This window comes from Sphingopyxis sp. (genome assembly GCF_035944815.1).
Classification (GTDB): Bacteria; Pseudomonadota; Alphaproteobacteria; order Sphingomonadales; family Sphingomonadaceae; genus Sphingopyxis.
In genome coordinates this window covers 186,276-203,012 of the sequence record NZ_DASZAU010000003.1, presented here as the reverse complement: position 1 = coordinate 203,012, position 16,737 = coordinate 186,276, and the positions used below count along the sequence as shown (strand labels likewise).

Here is a 16,737-nt window from a genome sequence, read left to right as displayed (position 1 = left end):
GACATTATGTTCCACGAGGCAGTAATAAAAAGCGGCCGGGCGATTGCGCCGGCCGCAGCGGTGCGCAACAAGCGGCCATTCGATCAGGAGAATGTCATGCGTCTTGCCCTTGCCCTGTTGCTGACTTCGGTCATGCCGCTCACCGTTCCGGTCCCCGCGATCGCGCAGGCAGCGCCCGCCAATGTGCAGGACGCGGCCTTGCTCGCGTTTCTCGATCAGGCCTTCGATGCACGGGTCAGCCTGCAGCCCGAGGCGCTGACGCAGCTCGGCTTCAAGACGAGCTATGACCGGCTCGACGATTATACCGACGCCGCCGAGGTGCGCGAGCAGGCGCTTGTCGAACGCCAGCTCAAGGAGATGCGCGCGCGCTTCAAGCCCGAACAGCTGAGCGAAAGCGCGCGCGTCAGCTATCGCCTGTTCGAATATGATGCCGCGCGTCGCCGCGAGGCCTTCGCCTTTCGCAAGCTCCGCTTTCCCGTGACCACCAACGGCAGCCCCGCGGGCGCGATCCCGGTGCTGCTGATCAACAACCACAAGATCGACACCGTCGCCGACGCCGAGGCCTATATCGCGCGCCTGCGCGACACCGACCGCGTGATGCGCGAGGTTGCGGCGACGATGCGTGATCAGGCGGCGGCGGGGGTCGTTCCGAACAAGGTCAATTTCGCCCCGGCGCGCGCCGATGCAAGGAAAGTGCTCGTCGGCGCGCCGTTCGACGATGGCGCCGATTCGACGCTGATGGCCGATTTTCGCAAGAAAGTCGGCGCGCTCGACGCGCTCGCCGCGACGAAGGACAAGCTGCTCGCCGACGCGCGCGCGGCGCTGACGGGGCCGTTCCGGGGCGGCTATGATGTGCTGATCGCCGCGATCGACGAGATCGAGCCCAAATCAAAGGGCAATTTCGGCGTCTGGAACCTGCCCGATGGCGCAGCCTATTATGCCGACCGGTTGAAAGCGTCGACGACCACCGACCTGACCGCCGACCAGATCCACGATCTCGGCCTGGAACAGGTGGCGGCGATCCGGCAGGAGATGGAAGCGATCAAGCGCGAGGTCGGTTTCGACGGGACACTCGAGCAGTTTTTCGACCATATCCGCACTGACCCCACGCTCAAATATCCCAATAGCGAAGCGGGGCGCGAGGAGTATCTGAAGGATGCGCGCGCGGTGATCGCCGCCGCGATGGCGGCGGCACCGCGCTATTTCAGCGTTTTGCCCAAGGCGGCACTCGAAGTGCGCGCGGTCGAAAAATGGCGCGAGGCGACGGCGTCGACCGCCTTCTATAACCCGCCCTCGGCCGACGGGACGCGGCCCGGCATCTATTATGTCAATCTGGTCGACATGAACCAGACGCAGAAGGTGCAGGTCGCCGGGATCGCGGCGCACGAAGGCGCGCCGGGCCATCATTTCCAGATCGCCCGCCAGCAGGAACTCACCGGCATCCCGAAATTCCGCAAATTCGGCGGCTATGGCGCCTATATGGAGGGCTGGGGGCTCTATTCGGAGCGGCTGGCGAACGAGATGGGGGTCTACAAGACCCCCTATGACCGGTTCGGCATGCTGTCGTTGCAGGTGTGGCGCGCGATCCGGCTGGTGCTCGACACCGGCATCCATTCGAAGCGCTGGACGCGCGAGCAGGCGATTGCCTATTTCAAGGCGAACAGCTCGGTCTCCGACACCGATATCGCGCGCGAGGTCGACCGCTATTTCAACTGGCCGGGGCAGGCGACGAGCTACATGGTCGGGCAGCTCAAGATCGCCGAGCTGCGCGCCAAGGCAGAGCGCGAGCTGGGGCCGAAGTTCGACATCCGCGAATTCCATGAGGCGGTGCTGAGCGAAGGCGCGCTGCCGCTCGATGTACTGGTCGAACAGGTCGATCGCTATATTGCGGCGAAAAAGGCCGGCTAAAGCCCCGCGGGGCGGATGGCCTGGTCAGCGCTTGCGAAAAGTCCGTCGAGGCCCGGCCACATGCCTTGCTCGACGAGCCGATATTCTTCGGCGATCTGCGCAAGCGCGGACAGCGCGAGCGTCGCCGGATCGCGCGTCGCCGGAATCAGCCCGACCGTCGTGCGGAGCCGTTCGCGATGCGCAGCCGGAACGCCCGCATGCTCCAGCGCGGCGAGTCGTCGCTGCTGCGTCCGCCGGCTTCCGATCGCGCCGACATAGAAGCCGGGCGCGCCGAGCGCGTGGGGCAGGAGATATTCCTCCCAGTCGCGGTCATGGAAGAGGAACAGGATTGCGGTCCATCGGTCGCTGGCGAGCGGCGGCAATCGGGTGCGCGTGTGAAGGAGGGCGGTATCGAACCCATCGGCCGCGAGCGCCGCGAGGCTCGCCGCATGGGGCGTCATCGCGGTGATGCCCGCGCCATAGGCGGCCGCGAGCCGCGCGAAGGCGGTCAATTCCTCGCCCTGCCCCAGCGCGACGATATGCAGCGCGGGTGCATAGGCGACATGGAAATCGTCGCCCTGCCACCCGGTCGCGTGTGGCGCATTGCCGGCGACGGCTTCGATTCCGGCGAGCGAGAAGCGCAGGCCGGCCGCTTGCCGCCGCGCATGGTGCGCCAGAAGCGCCGCGATCGCGCCGCGCCCGGCGACGGGATTGAAGAGCAGGTCGATGCCGCCGCCGCACGGCAGGCGGATGTCGAGATAGGGCGATCCGGCGCCGAAGCGGACGAGCCGGGGATGGCCGTCGGCAAGCGCCGCGACCGCTTCGGCGATCACCGCGGCCTCGATGCAGCCGCCCGAAAAGGAACCGAGATGGCGTCCGTCGGCGGCGACTGCCATCTGGGCGCCGATCGCGCGCGGCGACGATCCCTCGATCCCGGTCAGCGTGACGATGACAGCGCCGATGCCTTCGTCGACGCGCGCCAGCGCAAAGCCCAAAATATCGATGGGCGTCGCCGCGATCATGGTAACAGGCGGCTCATGGCGGCGGAAACCGGGGAAGCAGGGACGATGATCGAGGCGCGGGATGTTTGCGCGATACTGCTGGCGGCGGGCGGTTCGCGCCGTTTCGGCGACGCGGACAAGCTGCTCGCACCGCTGGCGGGGATGCCGATGGTCGTCCACGCGGCCGCGCGGATCGCCGATCTGGCACCGGGACGCCGGATCGCTGTCTGTCCGTCTGCCGATGGCCTGCTCGCGCGCCATCTCGCGCCGCTTGGTTTCGAGATCGCCGTCAATACCGACGAAGCCGCCGGATTGTCGCGCTCGCTCGCGCTCGGCATTGCCGAAGCGGCGCGTGGGCCTGCCGCGGCGGCGCTCGTCATGCTGGCCGACATGCCCTTCGTCACCACCGCCCACCTGCAGGCGTTGCGGGCGCGTTTCGATCCCGCAGACGCGCCCGTCGTCGCGTCGAGCGACGGGCACACCGCCATGCCGCCGGCGCTGTTCGCGCGGTCGCTGTTCGACCGGTTGCAGGCGGGCACCGGCGACCGCGGCGGCAAGGCGCTGCTCGCGAAGGCCGCGCTGGTCGGTGCGTCGCCCGCCGAGCTTGCCGATATCGACCGGCCCGGGGATATGGCGGGGCGGTGAACGCCGGCCGCGCTCATGCCATGTCCGGCAGCTTGTCGAGCAGCTTGTCGAGCGTGATCGGATAATTGCGCACGCGGACGCCGGTCGCATTATAGACCGCGTTGGCGACCGCCGCCGCGACGCCGCAAATGCCGAGTTCGCCGACGCCCTTCGCTTTCATCGGCGACGTGGTCGGATCGGCCTCGTCGAGGAAGATCACCTCCTGGTGCGGGATGTCGGCGTGGACGGGGACTTCGTAACCGGCGAGGTCGTGGTTGACGAAAAAGCCGAAGCGTTTGTCGACCGCCAGCTCCTCCATCAGCGCCGCCCCCGCGCCCATCGTCATCGCGCCGATCACCTGGCTGCGCGCCGCTTTCGGGTTGAGGATACGCCCCGCCGCGCACACCGCGAGCATGCGCCGGATACGGATCTCGCCCGTCGCCGCGTCGACGCCGACTTCGGCGAAATGCGCGCCGAAGGTCGATTGCTGATATTTGTCGGCGAGGTCGCCATATTCCATATTGTCCTCGGCGACGAGTTCGCCGTCCGCCGCCGCATCGCCCAGCGCGGCGCGCCGCCGCCCGGCCTTGACTTGGCCGTCGGCAAAGACCGCGTCGGCGGCATTCATGCCCAGTTTCTGCGCGACCGCTTCGCGCAGCTTCACGCACGCGGCATAGACCCCTGCGGTCGAGCTGTTGGCGCCCCATTGGCCGCCCGAGCCCGCCGACACCGGAAAGGCCGAATCGCCCAATTTCACCACGACCTTGTCGAGCGGCACGCCCATCATTTCGGCGGCGGTCTGCGCGACGATCGTATAGGTGCCGGTGCCGATGTCGGTCATGTCGGTCTCGACCGTCACGACGCCCGACCGGGCAAGGCGGACGCGCGCCGCCGATGGCCCGTTGAGGTTGTTGCGAAAGGCGGCGGCGACGCCCATGCCGACCAGCCAGCGCCCGTCGCGGGTCGTGCCCGGCTTCGCACTGCGTTTCGCCCAGCCGAATTTCTCGGCGCCGGTCTCGAGGCATTTGTTGAGCTGGCGCTGCGAAAAGGGGCGGCTCGGCTTTTCGGGGTCGACCTGCGTATCGTTCAGCACGCGCACCGCAACCGGGTCCATGCCCAGCTTTTCGGCCAGTTCGTCGACCGCGATTTCGAGCGCCATCAGGCCCGGGGCTTCGCCCGGCGCGCGCATCGCATTGCCTTCGGGCAGGTCGAGCACGGCAAGCCGCATCGCGGTCATCCGGTTTTCGCCGGCATAGAGCAGGCGCGTCTGCGCGACCGCCGTTTCGGGGCCGCCGCCGGGAAGGTCGCCCGACCAGCTTTCATGCCCGATCGCGGTCAGCTTGCCGTCCGCCGTCGCGCCGAGCCGGACGCGCTGGATCGTCGCCGGGCGGTGCGTCGTATTGTTGATCATCAGCGGCCGCGACAGCGCCACCTTGACCGGCCGCTTCGCGATTCTCGCGCCGAGCGCGGCGAGCAGGACATCGGCGCGGTTGAACAATTTTCCGCCGAAGCCGCCGCCGATATAGGGCGAATCGAAGCGGATATTTTCCTTGGGAATGCCCAGCGTCTTGGCCATGTCGCCGACCGACCAGGCGATCATCTGGTTCGACGTCCACACGGTCAGCTTGTCGCCCTCCCACGCCGCGATCGTCGCATGCGGTTCCATCATCGCATGGCTATGGTCGGGGGTGGTGTAGCGCGCGTCGACCTGCACCGGCGCGGCGGCGAAGGCGGCGGCGAAATTCCCGACGGCGCTGTCGGGCTCGGTCCCGAAGGACGCCTTCGGCTTGATCGCGGTGTCGACCGCAGCGGCAAGGTCGAACGCCCCCTTTTCGCGCGCATATTCGACGCGCACGAGCGCTGCGGCGGCGCGCGCCTGTTCGAACGTTTCGGCAACGATGAGCGCGATCGCCTGATGATAATGTTCGATTCCGGGCCCGCCGAGCAGCCTTGCGGTGTTGAAATCGCCCTTGCCCAGCGTGCCGGCATTGTCCGCCGTCACGATCGCGATCACGCCCGGCGCAGCTTTCGCGGCGTCGAGGGTCATCGATGCGATGCGGCCCTTGGCGATCGCGGCGCCGACGACGTAACCATAGGCCTGGTTGGCGGCGACGTCGTGGCGTTCATAGGCGTATGGCGCGGTGCCGGTGGTCTTGAGCGGACCGTCGATGCGGTTGGTGGGCTTGCCGACGACCTTCATCTGGTCGATCGGATTGGTCGTGGCGGGCGTGTCGAACTTCATGGCTCAACCTTTCGCTTGCGCGAGCACCCCGGCGAGCGTGCGCTCGACAAGGGGCAGCTTATAGGCATTTTCGTGGGTCGTCTTCGCGCCTGCCAGCAGGCCGGCGGCGACCGCCTTGGCGCCGCGCGGCAGGTCGGCTTCGGCCGCCTCGACGCGCCAGGGTTTGTAGCCGACCCCGCCCAGCGCGATGCGGCCCGTCCCGTCGGGCTGGACGATCGCACCGACAGAGATCAGCGCAAAGGCATAGGAGGCCCGGTCGCGGACCTTGTGATAGATATGCGTGCCGCCGACAGGTTTCGGCAGCGTGACCGCGGTGATCAGTTCGCCCGGCGCGAGCACGGTTTCGAGGTGCGGCGTCGTGCCCGGCGCGCGATAGAAATCGGCGAGGCGGATGCTGCGCGCCTTGCCGGCGGCATCGACCGTCTCGACCGCGGCGTCGAGCGCGCGCATCGCTACCGCCATGTCGCTGGGGTGGGTGGCGATACAGGCTTCGCTCGCGCCGACGACGGCGTGCAGGCGATTGAAGCCGCCGATCGCGGCGCAGCCGCTCCCCGCCTTGCGCTTGTTGCACGGCTGGTTGGTGTCGTAAAAATAGGGACAGCGCGTGCGCTGGAGCAGGTTGCCCGCGGTTGTCGCCTTGTTGCGAAGCTGGCCCGAGGCGCCCGCGACGAGCGCGCGCGACAGCAGGCCATAATCCTTCCGCACCCGCGCATCGCTGGCGAGGTCGGTGTTGCGCACCATCGCGCCGATGCGCAGCCCGCCTTCGGCCGTCGCCTCGATCTTGTCGAGCGCCAGCCGGCTGACGTCGATCAGGTGCGCGGGCGTCTCGATCTCGAGCTTCATCAGGTCGAGCAAATTGGTGCCGCCGGCGATGAATCGCGCGCCGGGGGTGCGGGCGAAGGCCGCCGTCGCGGCCGCAGGCGTTTCGACGCGTTCGTAGGTGAAGCTTCTCATGCCTTCGCTCCCGCCACATCGGTGATCGCGTCGATGATGTTCGAATAGGCGCCGCAGCGGCAGATATTGCCGCTCATCCGTTCGCGCAGCTCGGGCGCGCTGATCTGTGGCGCCGCGCCCAGATCGGCGGTCACATGGCTCGGCACGCCGGCCCTGATTTCGTCGAGGACGGCGACCGCCGAACAGATCTGGCCCGGCGTGCAATAGCCGCACTGATAGCCGTCATGCTCGATGAAGGCCGCCTGCATCGGATGCAGCTTGTCGGGCAGGCCGAGCCCCTCGATCGTGGTGATCCGGTCGCCCTCGTGCATCACCGCCAGCGTCAGGCAGCTGTTGATCCGGCGTCCGTCGACGATGACGGTGCACGCACCGCACTGGCCGTGGTCGCATCCCTTTTTGGTGCCCGTCAGCTGCAAATGCTCGCGCAGCGCGTCGAGCAGCGACGTGCGCGTATCGAGTTCGAGCTCGCGCGCGGTGCCGTTGACGTCGAAACGGACCTTTGCGGTCGGCGGCGACGCGGGTGTCGCAGCCGGCGCTGCGTCGGCACCGCCGGCCGGAACGATCGTCGCCGCGGCGACCGATGCCGCGCCGCCGACGAGCACGCCGCGCCGCGACAGGTCGAAGTCTCCGGGAGTCTGCATGTCATGCCTCCGATTTCTTACTGGTTGCCGGCGGGCGCAGACCCCGCGGGAAAGTCAGGCAGTCGATGCCGCACGGCTTTGTTGCCGCGTCGGCCAAGAATTTTCGGATTCTTGGGGCCTTGCTATCATATCGCCGGGCGGTCGAACAGCGCCCCCTACGCGGTTTCGCTAGCGGTCTTGCGCCGTGCGCCGGTTTTCCTTGAGCATGAGCGGAAGCCCGGCGGTGATCAGCACGACCTCGTCCACCGCGGCGGCGACCGACTGGTTCAGCAGCCCCGCCGCGTCGCGAAATCGCCGCGCCAGCGCATTGTCGGGCACGATGCCAAGGCCCACCTCGTTGGCGACGAGGATCAGCGTGCCGTCGAAGCGCGCGATCGCATCGCACAATCGCCGGCCGGCGCGCGCGGTATCGGCGTCGGCGAGCAGCAGGTTCGATACCCAGAGCGTCAGGCAATCGACGAGGAGGACCGCGCCCTTGCCCTCGTGGCCGGCGATAGCGTCGGGCAATTCGTGCGGCGCCTCGACCGTGGTCCAGCGCACATCGCGGTCGGCGCGGTGGCGCGCGATCCTCTCGCGCATCTCGTCGTCGAACGCTTCGGCGGTCGCGATGAAAAATGGCGCGCCGCCCGCCGCCTCGGCGCGCGCCTGTGCATAGCGGCTCTTGCCCGACCGCGCGCCGCCCAGCACGAACAGCGACGATCCGCTCATGCACCACCTCCCGCGATCCGCAGCATCGCGTCGATATCGGCGTGGCGGGCGAATTCGGCGGCGATGTCGTCGAGCGCGGCATCGACATCGGCGGCATAGTCGCGGCCGCTTCCCACGACGTCGATCCGCGCGAGTAGCGCGCGGCGCAGGTCGGGCGATGCGAACAGGCCGTGGAGATAGGATCCGATGACATTGCCGTCGGCGTTGATGGCGCCGTCGCGCGCGGTGCCGCCGAGCAGGGCAAAGGGAGTTTCGGTGCCCGGCCCGCGCGTTTCGCCCATATGCATCTCATAGCCTCCGACCGTCGCGCCCAGCGCATATCCCTCGACATGGTGCAGCCGCTTCGCCGGCGACAGGATCGTTTCGACGTCGAGCAGGTCGAGCCCTTCGACCTCGCCCGGCGCCCCCTCGATCCCCAGCGGATCGGCGATCCGGCGCCCGAGCATCTGGTAACCGCCGCACAGCCCGACAATCAGCCCGCCGCGCCGGTGATGCGCCAGGATGTCGATGTCCCAGCCTTCGGCGCGCAGCGCGGCGAGGTCGGCGATCGTCGCTTTCGATCCGGGCAGCACGATCATCGCCGCTTCGGCGGGGATCGGACGCCCCGGCGGGATCATCACGACTTCGACCCCCGGTTCGAGCTTGAGCGGGTCGAGGTCGTCGAAGTTCGAAATGCGCGGCAGGATGGGGCAGGCGATCATCCGCCGTCCCTCGTGCGGATCGGCCGCGCGTTCGAGGATCACCGCATCCTCGCTCGGCAGGCGCGCCGCCGCCTTCAGCCACGGGATGACGCCGAGCCCCTGCCAGCCGCTGCGCTTTTCGATTTCGCGATAGCCATCCTCGAACAGCGCCGGATCGCCGCGAAACTTGTTGATCAGGAAGCCGCGGATCATCGCGGCATCGTCGGTATCGATCACCGCGCGCGTGCCGACGAGCGAGGCGATCACCCCGCCGCGATCGATGTCGCCGATCAGCACCACGGGCACGTTCGCGGCGCGGGCGAAGCCCATGTTCGCGATATCGCCCGCGCGCAGGTTGATCTCGGCGGGCGACCCCGCGCCTTCGACGACGACGATATTGCACTGACGGCGGAGGCGTTCATAGCTTTCGAGCACTTCGGTCATCAGCGCGCCGCGCGCTTCGCGGAAATTGCCGCTGCCCAGCGTCCCGCGCACGCGGCCATGGACGATGAGTTGCGAGGTGCGGTCGGCCTGCGGTTTGAGCAGCACCGGGTTCATGTCGCTGTGCGGTTCGACCCGGCATGCGATGGCCTGCAACGCCTGCGCGCGCCCGATCTCGCCGCCGTCGACGGTGACGGCAGCATTGTTCGACATATTCTGCGGTTTGAACGGCCGGACGCGAAGCCCGCGGTGGAGGAGCGCGCGGCAGAGCGCGGCGACGAGTACCGACTTGCCGACGTCGGACCCGGTACCCTGCAACATCAGGGCAGCCATGTCGCACCTCCGGCAATGATCCACAGCAGCAGGCAGGCGCGCAGATAGACGGCGAGCGCGCGGTCGATCTCTTCGCCGCCCGCGTCGCTGTTGCCGTCACCGATCCATGGCTTGTCGTGCATGACCCCGTCATAGGCGACCGGCCCCGCGATCCGAAGCCCCAGTGCGCCCGCCATCGCCGCTTCGGTCCAGCCGGCGTTGGGCGAGGCATGTTTGCGCGCGTCGCGCCGCAGGACGCGCCATCCGCCGCCGCCTGCGAGGCAGATCAGCCCGCCAGCCAGCCGCGCGGGAATCCAGTTGGCGAGATCGTCGGTCCGCGCCGCCGCCCAGCCGAAGGCGCGCCAGCGTTCCTCGCGGTGGCCGATCAGGCTGTCGGCGGTGTTGATCGCCTTATACGCCCACACGCCGGGCAGGCCGAGCAGGAGCAGCCAGAACAGCGGCGCGGCGATGCCGTCGCAGAAGCTTTCGGCGAGGCTTTCGATCGCGGCGCGCGCGACCCCGGCTTCGTCGAGCGCAGCGGTATCGCGCCCGACGATCAGGCCGACGGCGGCGCGCGCGCCGGGCAGGTCGCCGGCATCGATCCGGTCGCCGACCGCGCGGACATGGTCGAACAGGCTGCGCTGCGCGAGCGCGGGCCAGGCGAGGACCGCGGCCCCGATCCAGCTCCAGTGGCCGAAGATGTGGCGCAGGGCCTGCTGCGCCGCCCAAGCGAGGCCGCCCGCGACGAGCAGCAGGAGGAGCAAAGTCAGCGCGCCATAGGCGCGCCGCGCGGCAAAGCTGCTCGCGCTCCGGTTCCAGCGCGCCTCGCACGCATCGATGATGCGCGCGAACAGCCCGACGGGGTGACCGATGCGACGGAAGAGCGCCTGCGGCCAGCCGAGTGCGGCGTCGAGCGCCAACGCGGCGAGCGCGACCGGATCAGCCATTGGCGAGCGCCGCGCCCAGCCGGGCGAGCGTGTCGGCATCGGCGGGCAGCCCGATGCGCAGCCAGCGTGGCTCGTCGCCGAAAGGGCGGGTCAGGATGGCGCGCCGGGCGAGGCGATCGAACAGCGCGTGCGCGTCGCCGGTTTCGATCAGGCGGAACAGCGGACAGGCGCCGATGGGCCGAAAGCCCCGCCGCATGAGCAGGGCGTCGAGCGTCGCTGCGGTTTCGGGCAGGCGCCGCCGCGTGTCTGCGATCCAGTCGGCGTCGGCATAGGCGGCGGTGCCGATCGCGATTGCCGCTGCGGACAGCGGCCACGCGCCGATCCGTTCGCGCAGCATCGCGGCAATGGCCTGCGGGCCGATGACGAAGCCGAGTCGAACACCCGCGAGCCCGAAGAATTTGCCGAACGAACGAAAGACGATCAGCTTTCGCCTGTCATCGACCGACGCCGCGATGCTGAGCGCCGGATCGGCGTCGGCAAAGGCCTCGTCGACCAGCAGCCAGCCGTCGCGGCGCGCCAGCAGGTCGCGCATCGCGTCGGCGGGAACCGCGCGGCCGTCGGGGTTATTGGGGTTGGCGAGGATCAGGGTGCCCGTCGCGCGCTGCGCTTCGTGCCAGTCGACCGGATCGCTGCCGGCGACCATCGCGCCATGCGTGCGATATCCGGGGGCGACATGCTGCGCGCGCCCGTCGATGAGCGTACCGATGAGCCGCAGCCCGATCTCGGTCCCCGGCACCGCGCAGACGAAGCGTGGATCGACCCCGAAAAAGGCCGCAGCGACGGCTTCGAGCCGCGCGAGCGCCTGCGGATCGGGCAGCCGCTGCCAGTCGACAGCCATGTCCGCGGCGACGGGCCATGGGTGCGGGTTGATGCCCGTCGACAGGTCGATCCAGTCGCCGTCTCCGAAATATTGCCGTGCGGCCTCGATGTCGCCGCCGTGCCAGGTCCATGCGTCGGTCATGCGGCGTGCGCCAGCAGCAGCGCGGCGGCGAGCAGCAGGCTTTCGCTGACCTCGATCCCCGCTCCATGCCCGTCGCCCGAAATGCCCCCGATCCGCCGCATCAGCCACCATCCCCAGAACAGGAAGACCAGCGGCGCGATCAGCAGCGACGGCGACGCCCATGCGGCTGCGATCAGCAGCGCGCCGCAGATCAGGAAATCGACCGGGCGCACCGCGCCCCGGAAGCGCGATCCCAGCCCCGCATGCAGGTCGGGCAGCGCGCGCGACCAGAGCAGCGGACCGATCCGCGCCGCGAAGGGAACCAGCGCGATCGCGACGAACATCCCGTGATCGATCGCAGCGTGCAGCAGCACCAGCTTGGCGATCAACTGCAGCGCGATGGCGACCACGGCGAAGCTGCCCGCATGGGGGTCGCCGAGCACCGCGAGCAGCCGGTCGCGGTCCTTATGCGCCGCGCCGCTCGCATCGGCGATGTCGCCCAGCCCGTCGAGGTGCAGCGCGCCGGTCACGGCGACCCAGAGGAGGAGCGCACACAGCGCGCCCGTCCACGGGTCGATCCGCGCCCCGGCCCAGCCGCCCGCCGCGACCATCGCGCCGATGATCAGCCCGACCGCGGGGAACCAGCGCATCGATGCTGCGAACTCGTCGCCCGACACCGTAATACGCGGGGTCGGCAGCCGCGTCAGGAACTGGATCGCGACGATCAGCCCTTTCATCGCGCAAGGCCGGTGATCTGCGCGGCGGGGGCTTCGCCCGGCCAGATGCGGAGCGACAGGCGCGCGGCACAGGGCAGGTCGAACGCCCAGAGCTGGCGCTGGTCGAACCCGCACAGGATATGGAGCGCCGCGCGCATCGCGCCGCCATGCGTGACGACGAGCGTCGGTACCGGCGCGAGGTCGGCGATCGCGGCGGCAATGCGCGCCACGAGCACCGACCAGCGCTCGCCCCCGGGGGGCGGGTTTGCGTCGGGGTCGTCGTGGAAACGGTGCAGCGCCCCGGCATCGACGGCGCTCGCCGGCTGGCCGTCCCAGTCACCGAAATCGAGTTCGCGCCAGCGCGGATCGACAAAAAGCGTCAGGCCGGTCGCTGCGGCGATCGCGTCGCCCGCGGCGCGGCAGCGGTGAAGGTCCGATGCGATCAGGCGTTCGATACCAAGATTCCAGGCCTGCGCTGTGCAGGCGGCGACGCCTTCGGCGGTGGGCGCCCCGTCGGTGCGCCCCATCAGCAGGCCCGGCGTTTCGGGCGCGCCGTGACGCAGCAGGTGAAGCGCGAAGCCGGTCACAGCGATTCCGATACCGCTGCCTCGGCAAAGGTCGCCATCCGGTCGTGCGCGGCGAGCGCGCTGCGGACGATATTGGCGGCGACCGCCGCGCCGCTGCCCTCGCCCAGCCGCATGTCGAGCGACAGCAGCGGATCGAGCCCGAGCAGAGCGAGCAGGCGGCGGTGCCCCGGTTCGGCCGAGCAATGGCCGGCGATGCAATGGTCGACGATCGCCGGATTCTCGGCCGCGAGCGGCGCGATCGCCGAGGTGCAGATGAAACCGTCGAGCAGCACGGGCACCCCCGATTGGCGTGCGCGCAAGATCGCGCCCGCGAGTGCCGCAATCTCGCGCCCGCCGACGCGGCGGAGCGTCTCGAACGCCGATCGCGGCGCGTCGCGGTGGAAGGCGAGTGCGCGTTCGATCACCGCGACCTTGCGCGCGACACCATGCCCGTCGACCCCGGTTCCGGGGCCCGCCCAACCGGCCACGCTCCCCGCGAAGCTGCGCGCGCAAAGCGCGGCGGCGGCGGTCGAATTGCCGATGCCCATTTCGCCGAGGATGATCAGGTCGAGGCCGGCGTCGACCACCGCCGCGCCGCGGTTCAGCGCGTCGAGACACTCGGCCTCGCTCATCGCGGCCCCGACCATGAAGTCGGCGGTCGGCCGGTCGAGGTCGAGCGCGACGACGGCGAGTTCGAGCCCCGCTGCGTCGGCCAGCGCGTTGATCGCCGCGCCGCCGGCCGCGAAATTGGCGACCATCTGCGCGGTGACGCCGGGCGGAAAGGCGCTGACGCCGTGGACGGTCACACCGTGATTGCCCGCGAAGATCGCGGCGCGCGCGCGGTCGATCCGCGGACGTGGCTTGCCCCGCCAGCCCGCGAAGAAGACCGCGATCTCCTCGAGCCGGCCGAGCGACCCCGCCGGCTTGGTGAGCTCGCCCTGCCGCACGCGCGCATCGGCGGCCGCGCCGGCATCGGGTTTGCGAAGATCGGCGAGCGCGGCCTCGAAGGCCTGGACGGAAGCAAAGCAGGTCATTCGGCGACAAATCCTGGTGGCGGGGTGCGGGTGATGAAATGGCCTTTGACCCCGTCGGGCCACAGCGACCAGGCGACGCGGCCATGCTCGCTCGCGGCGTAATGCACCGCATAGTCGAGGATCGCGCGCGCGGACTCCTCATCGCCCTGAAAACGGCCGAGCACATAGCCGACCTTGTCGGGCGCGCGCAGGTGGACGGTGCAATGGTCCTGGCATGCGAAGAGGCACGCCATTTCCTGCACCGCGATGCCGGCGTAGCGCGGTTCACTCTGCTGGAGCTGCTTCATTTCCTCGGCCAGCCGCGCGCCGCCGCGCACGCCGTCGGCGTCGACCTGCGCCGTGCGGCTGTGGCGGCAGGTGTTGCACACCACGACTGCAGGGCCCGGGTCGACGCGCGTTAGCATCAGGCGGTCGCCGCCTGCGGCGGCGCGGGAACGCCGACCGCGACGAGCGCGCGATAGAGCGCGTAAAGCCCGATCAGGATCGCGGCATTGCGCAGGAACTGCTCGGCAAGCAGATCGGGCGCCATCACCGCATGCAATCCGCCGAGCACCAGCGCCCAGCAGAGGATGATAGCCTTGAACGCGGTGAAGCCCGCAGCATAGGCGAGGCCGAGCCGCGCCGCGACCGAACGGTAACGGAGCGCGCCGAGCGCGGCATAGCTTGCCAGCGCCGATCCGACCGCAGCCGTCGCCAGCCCGGCGCCCCATGCCAAAGTGCTGCCATCGCGCGGATAGCCGAGCAGGACGAAACCGACGAGCTGGCTCGCCGCCCACGCTATGACCATCAGCGCCAGCCCGTCGCGGCGGCGCATATGCACCGCCGCGAGCGCCGCGAGCGAAGGGAAGGGCGTCGCGCAGCCGAGTGCGAGCGTCGTCACGCTGCTCGCGGCGGTGAGCAGCGTCACCCACAGCGCCGAGGCGCTCCGCCCGGACAGCGCCGCCATCAGAAGCGACCCCGGATGCCGGCGTAGAGGCTGCGCCCGATCGAGCCATAGCGGAACGCGGTCATATATTGCTCGTCGAAGACATTTTCGGCGCGCGCGAACAGCTTGACCGCGTCGGAGAGCGCAAATTCGGCGCGCAGGTCGACGAGCGTATAATCGTCGAGCTGCGTCGCGTTGCTCGCATTGTCATAGCTCTTGCCCGACCAGCGCAGCGCGGCGCCGAGTTCGAGCCCGAAGCCGAAGGCATAGCTCGCCGACGCATTGGCGGTGTTGCGCGGCCGGCGCGGCAGCCATTTGCCGAAATTATTACCGGGCGACCGGTCCTCGGCGACGATCCAGCTATAGTTACCGCCGATCGTCAGTCCGCCGAGGCTCAGCGCCGCGGCCGCCTCGATGCCATGCGCTTCGCTGCGCGCAACGTTGAGATAATAGCCAAAGCGCGGGGTCGGCGGGCTGCTGCCAGGGACAAAGCACATCGGATCGGTCGAGGGCGACGAACAGCCGTTATAGACGATCTGGTTCTTCGTCGTGCGGTCGAACCAGCTCGCGCCGACCACGAGCCTCCGATCGAACAGATGCTGTTCGATGCCGGCTTCCCATCCATGTGCTTCCTCGGGGTCGAGCCCGACATTCCCATATTCGCTGAACAGCTGGTACAGCGACGGCGCCTTGAAGCCTTCGCCATAGCTAGCGCGCAGCACGGTGCCGGTCGAAAGCCGCCACGCGCCGCCCGCCGCGAACAAGGTCTGTCCGCCATAACGGTCATGATCGTCATAGCGCACCCCGCCGTTCAGCGTCAGCCCGTCGAGCGGTTCGACGCTGAGCTGGCCATAGACGCTGGTCAGCTCGGCCTTGCCGCGCGCAAAGGCCGGCACCGGCGTTGCCAGCGACGCCGAAGGCGAGCGGCTGCGGAAGGTCGAGCGCTCATTCTCGACCCCGAAAATCGCGGTGATGCGGTCGGTCAAGTCGAAGCTGCCCTGATATTCCCAGCGCTTGTTCTTGCCGTCGGCTTCGAAACTGCGCGGTCGCGCGCGATCGGGGTTGAAATTGTCGCGATTGGTGTCGGTATAGGCATAGGCGACGCGGTTGCGGAAGCGCCCGCCGACGAGGTCGAAATTGAGCCCCGCATAGCCGACGAACTCCTTGTTCAGCCCATAATCCTTGCTGTCGGTGTTGAACCCGTCGAATTCGACGCGGCCGCTCGAATAATAGCCGCGCACTTCGGCGCTGATATTGTCGGCGAGCGCGAGTTCGGCGCGGCCCGCGACGCTGTGGTTGCGATAGCCGTCGCGCTCGACCCCGCCGAATGCCTTGGCGTGCGATGAAATGCCGTCGGTCGTGAAACGCTGGCCGCCGATGCGCCAGGCGAGGGGGCCGGTGCGGCCGCCGATCGCGGCGCGCGCGCTGACCGTCTCGCGCGATCCCGCTTCGACGTCGAAGCTGCCCTCGATCGATTTTTCGGGCGATGCGGTCACGACATTGACCACGCCGCCGATCGCCTGACTGCCCCAAAGGATCGATTGCGGGCCGCGCAGTACCTCGATCCGCGAAATGTCGCCGGCGAGCAGGTTGGTGAAGTTGAAGCCGCCGCCGGTCGACGATGGATCGTTGAGCTTCACGCCGTCGATCACGACGACCGTATGTTCGGATTCGGCGCCGCGAATGCGCAGCGAGGTCGAGGTGCCGTAACCGCCGTTGCGCGAAATGCTGATCCCCGGTGTGCGGAGCAGCAATTCGGTCACGCCGATATCCTGTGCGCGGTCGATCGCCGCCTTGTCGAGCACGGCGACCGACGACGGGATTTCGTCGAGCGTCAGCGGCGCGCGCGTCGCGGTGACGATGATGCTGTCGCCATCGGCGGCGACGGCGTGCGCGGCCGCCTCGTCGGCTGACGCGGCGGAGGATGCCGCGACGGCGGCAAGGCAGATCGAACTTCGGAAAATGGTCTTGAACATCGGGTACCCCATCGACAAGGCCGCTCATATGCGCGGTCGATGGGGCGTCCTTCGGGGACGCACGACATCGCCCGCGCGCATGCGCAGCCGGCTTTGTCGTCATGCGGGTTCACCCCCGTCCGCCCGGCACACCCTGTCCGCGC

The 16,737-nt window shown here is 69.0% G+C and carries 16 protein-coding genes; 2 read left to right on the top strand and 14 right to left on the bottom strand.

What is annotated here, in order from left to right; all coding sequences use genetic code 11:
• Window positions 1-96: 96 nt before the first annotated feature.
• The gene (locus VGU00_RS05000) at window positions 97-1,908 is read left to right on the top strand and encodes a DUF885 domain-containing protein (protein WP_327466127.1); all 1,812 of its coding nucleotides are present in this window, start codon (window positions 97-99) and stop codon (window positions 1,906-1,908) included.
• On the opposite strand, the gene VGU00_RS04995 is transcribed toward VGU00_RS05000, so the two are convergent.
• Complete coding sequence (locus VGU00_RS04995) at window positions 1,905-2,909, bottom strand: XdhC family protein (protein WP_327466125.1); 1,005 nt, start codon at window positions 2,907-2,909, stop codon at window positions 1,905-1,907. The two genes, VGU00_RS05000 and VGU00_RS04995, sit on opposite strands and share 4 nt — an antisense overlap.
• Window positions 2,910-2,924: 15 nt before the next feature.
• Between VGU00_RS04995 and VGU00_RS04990 the strand changes: the two genes are divergently transcribed.
• On the top strand, window positions 2,925-3,533 hold the full coding sequence (locus tag VGU00_RS04990; protein WP_327466123.1) for a nucleotidyltransferase family protein: 609 nt from the start codon (window positions 2,925-2,927) through the stop codon (window positions 3,531-3,533).
• A gap of 13 nt (window positions 3,534-3,546) precedes the next feature.
• Here the strand turns inward: VGU00_RS04990 and paoC are convergent, their stop codons facing one another.
• From paoC to VGU00_RS04925, 13 genes are all read right to left on the bottom strand, one after another.
• A complete protein-coding gene (gene paoC / locus VGU00_RS04985) occupies window positions 3,547-5,754 on the bottom strand; it encodes an aldehyde oxidoreductase molybdenum-binding subunit PaoC (protein WP_327466121.1) in 2,208 nt (735 codons plus the stop codon).
• Window positions 5,755-5,757: 3 nt separating this feature from the next.
• On the bottom strand, window positions 5,758-6,708 hold the full coding sequence (locus tag VGU00_RS04980) for a xanthine dehydrogenase family protein subunit M (protein ID WP_327466120.1): 951 nt from the start codon (window positions 6,706-6,708) through the stop codon (window positions 5,758-5,760).
• Window positions 6,705-7,349, bottom strand: coding sequence for an aldehyde dehydrogenase iron-sulfur subunit PaoA (gene paoA / locus VGU00_RS04975; RefSeq protein ID WP_327466118.1), 645 nt, complete (start codon window positions 7,347-7,349; stop codon window positions 6,705-6,707). The genes VGU00_RS04980 and paoA overlap by 4 nt, the downstream gene beginning before the upstream one ends.
• A 168-nt stretch (window positions 7,350-7,517) precedes the next feature.
• A complete protein-coding gene (gene cobU / locus VGU00_RS04970) occupies window positions 7,518-8,057 on the bottom strand; it encodes a bifunctional adenosylcobinamide kinase/adenosylcobinamide-phosphate guanylyltransferase (protein ID WP_327466116.1) in 540 nt (179 codons plus the stop codon).
• Window positions 8,054-9,511: a cobyric acid synthase gene (locus VGU00_RS04965; protein ID WP_327466114.1), complete on the bottom strand. Its 1,458-nt coding sequence runs from the start codon at window positions 9,509-9,511 to the stop codon at window positions 8,054-8,056. The genes cobU and VGU00_RS04965 overlap by 4 nt, the downstream gene beginning before the upstream one ends.
• Window positions 9,499-10,437 carry an adenosylcobinamide-phosphate synthase CbiB gene (gene cbiB, locus VGU00_RS04960; protein WP_327466112.1) on the bottom strand — a complete coding sequence of 313 codons (939 nt, stop codon included), beginning with the start codon at window positions 10,435-10,437 and terminating at the stop codon, window positions 9,499-9,501. Before cbiB ends, VGU00_RS04965 begins: the two co-directional genes overlap by 13 nt.
• Window positions 10,430-11,398, bottom strand: a complete 969-nt coding sequence (locus VGU00_RS04955; protein ID WP_327466110.1) for a threonine-phosphate decarboxylase — start codon at window positions 11,396-11,398, stop codon at window positions 10,430-10,432. Before VGU00_RS04955 ends, cbiB begins: the two co-directional genes overlap by 8 nt.
• Window positions 11,395-12,114, bottom strand: coding sequence for an adenosylcobinamide-GDP ribazoletransferase (locus tag VGU00_RS04950; RefSeq protein WP_327466108.1), 720 nt, complete (start codon window positions 12,112-12,114; stop codon window positions 11,395-11,397). The genes VGU00_RS04955 and VGU00_RS04950 overlap by 4 nt, the downstream gene beginning before the upstream one ends.
• Entirely contained in the window at window positions 12,111-12,680 is a 570-nt protein-coding gene (locus VGU00_RS04945) for a histidine phosphatase family protein (protein ID WP_327466106.1), read from the bottom strand. The genes VGU00_RS04950 and VGU00_RS04945 overlap by 4 nt, the downstream gene beginning before the upstream one ends.
• Entirely contained in the window at window positions 12,677-13,693 is a 1,017-nt protein-coding gene (cobT, locus tag VGU00_RS04940; RefSeq protein WP_327466104.1) for a nicotinate-nucleotide--dimethylbenzimidazole phosphoribosyltransferase, read from the bottom strand. The genes VGU00_RS04945 and cobT overlap by 4 nt, the downstream gene beginning before the upstream one ends.
• Window positions 13,690-14,097 (bottom strand): DUF1636 domain-containing protein, encoded by a 408-nt coding sequence (locus VGU00_RS04935; RefSeq protein ID WP_327466102.1) that lies wholly within the window; start codon window positions 14,095-14,097, stop codon window positions 13,690-13,692. The genes cobT and VGU00_RS04935 overlap by 4 nt, the downstream gene beginning before the upstream one ends.
• Window positions 14,097-14,639 (bottom strand): hypothetical protein, encoded by a 543-nt coding sequence (locus VGU00_RS04930; RefSeq protein WP_327466100.1) that lies wholly within the window; start codon window positions 14,637-14,639, stop codon window positions 14,097-14,099. Before VGU00_RS04930 ends, VGU00_RS04935 begins: the two co-directional genes overlap by 1 nt.
• Entirely contained in the window at window positions 14,639-16,594 is a 1,956-nt protein-coding gene (locus VGU00_RS04925) for a TonB-dependent receptor plug domain-containing protein (protein WP_327466098.1), read from the bottom strand. Before VGU00_RS04925 ends, VGU00_RS04930 begins: the two co-directional genes overlap by 1 nt.
• Between the last annotated feature and the right edge of the window lie 143 nt (window positions 16,595-16,737).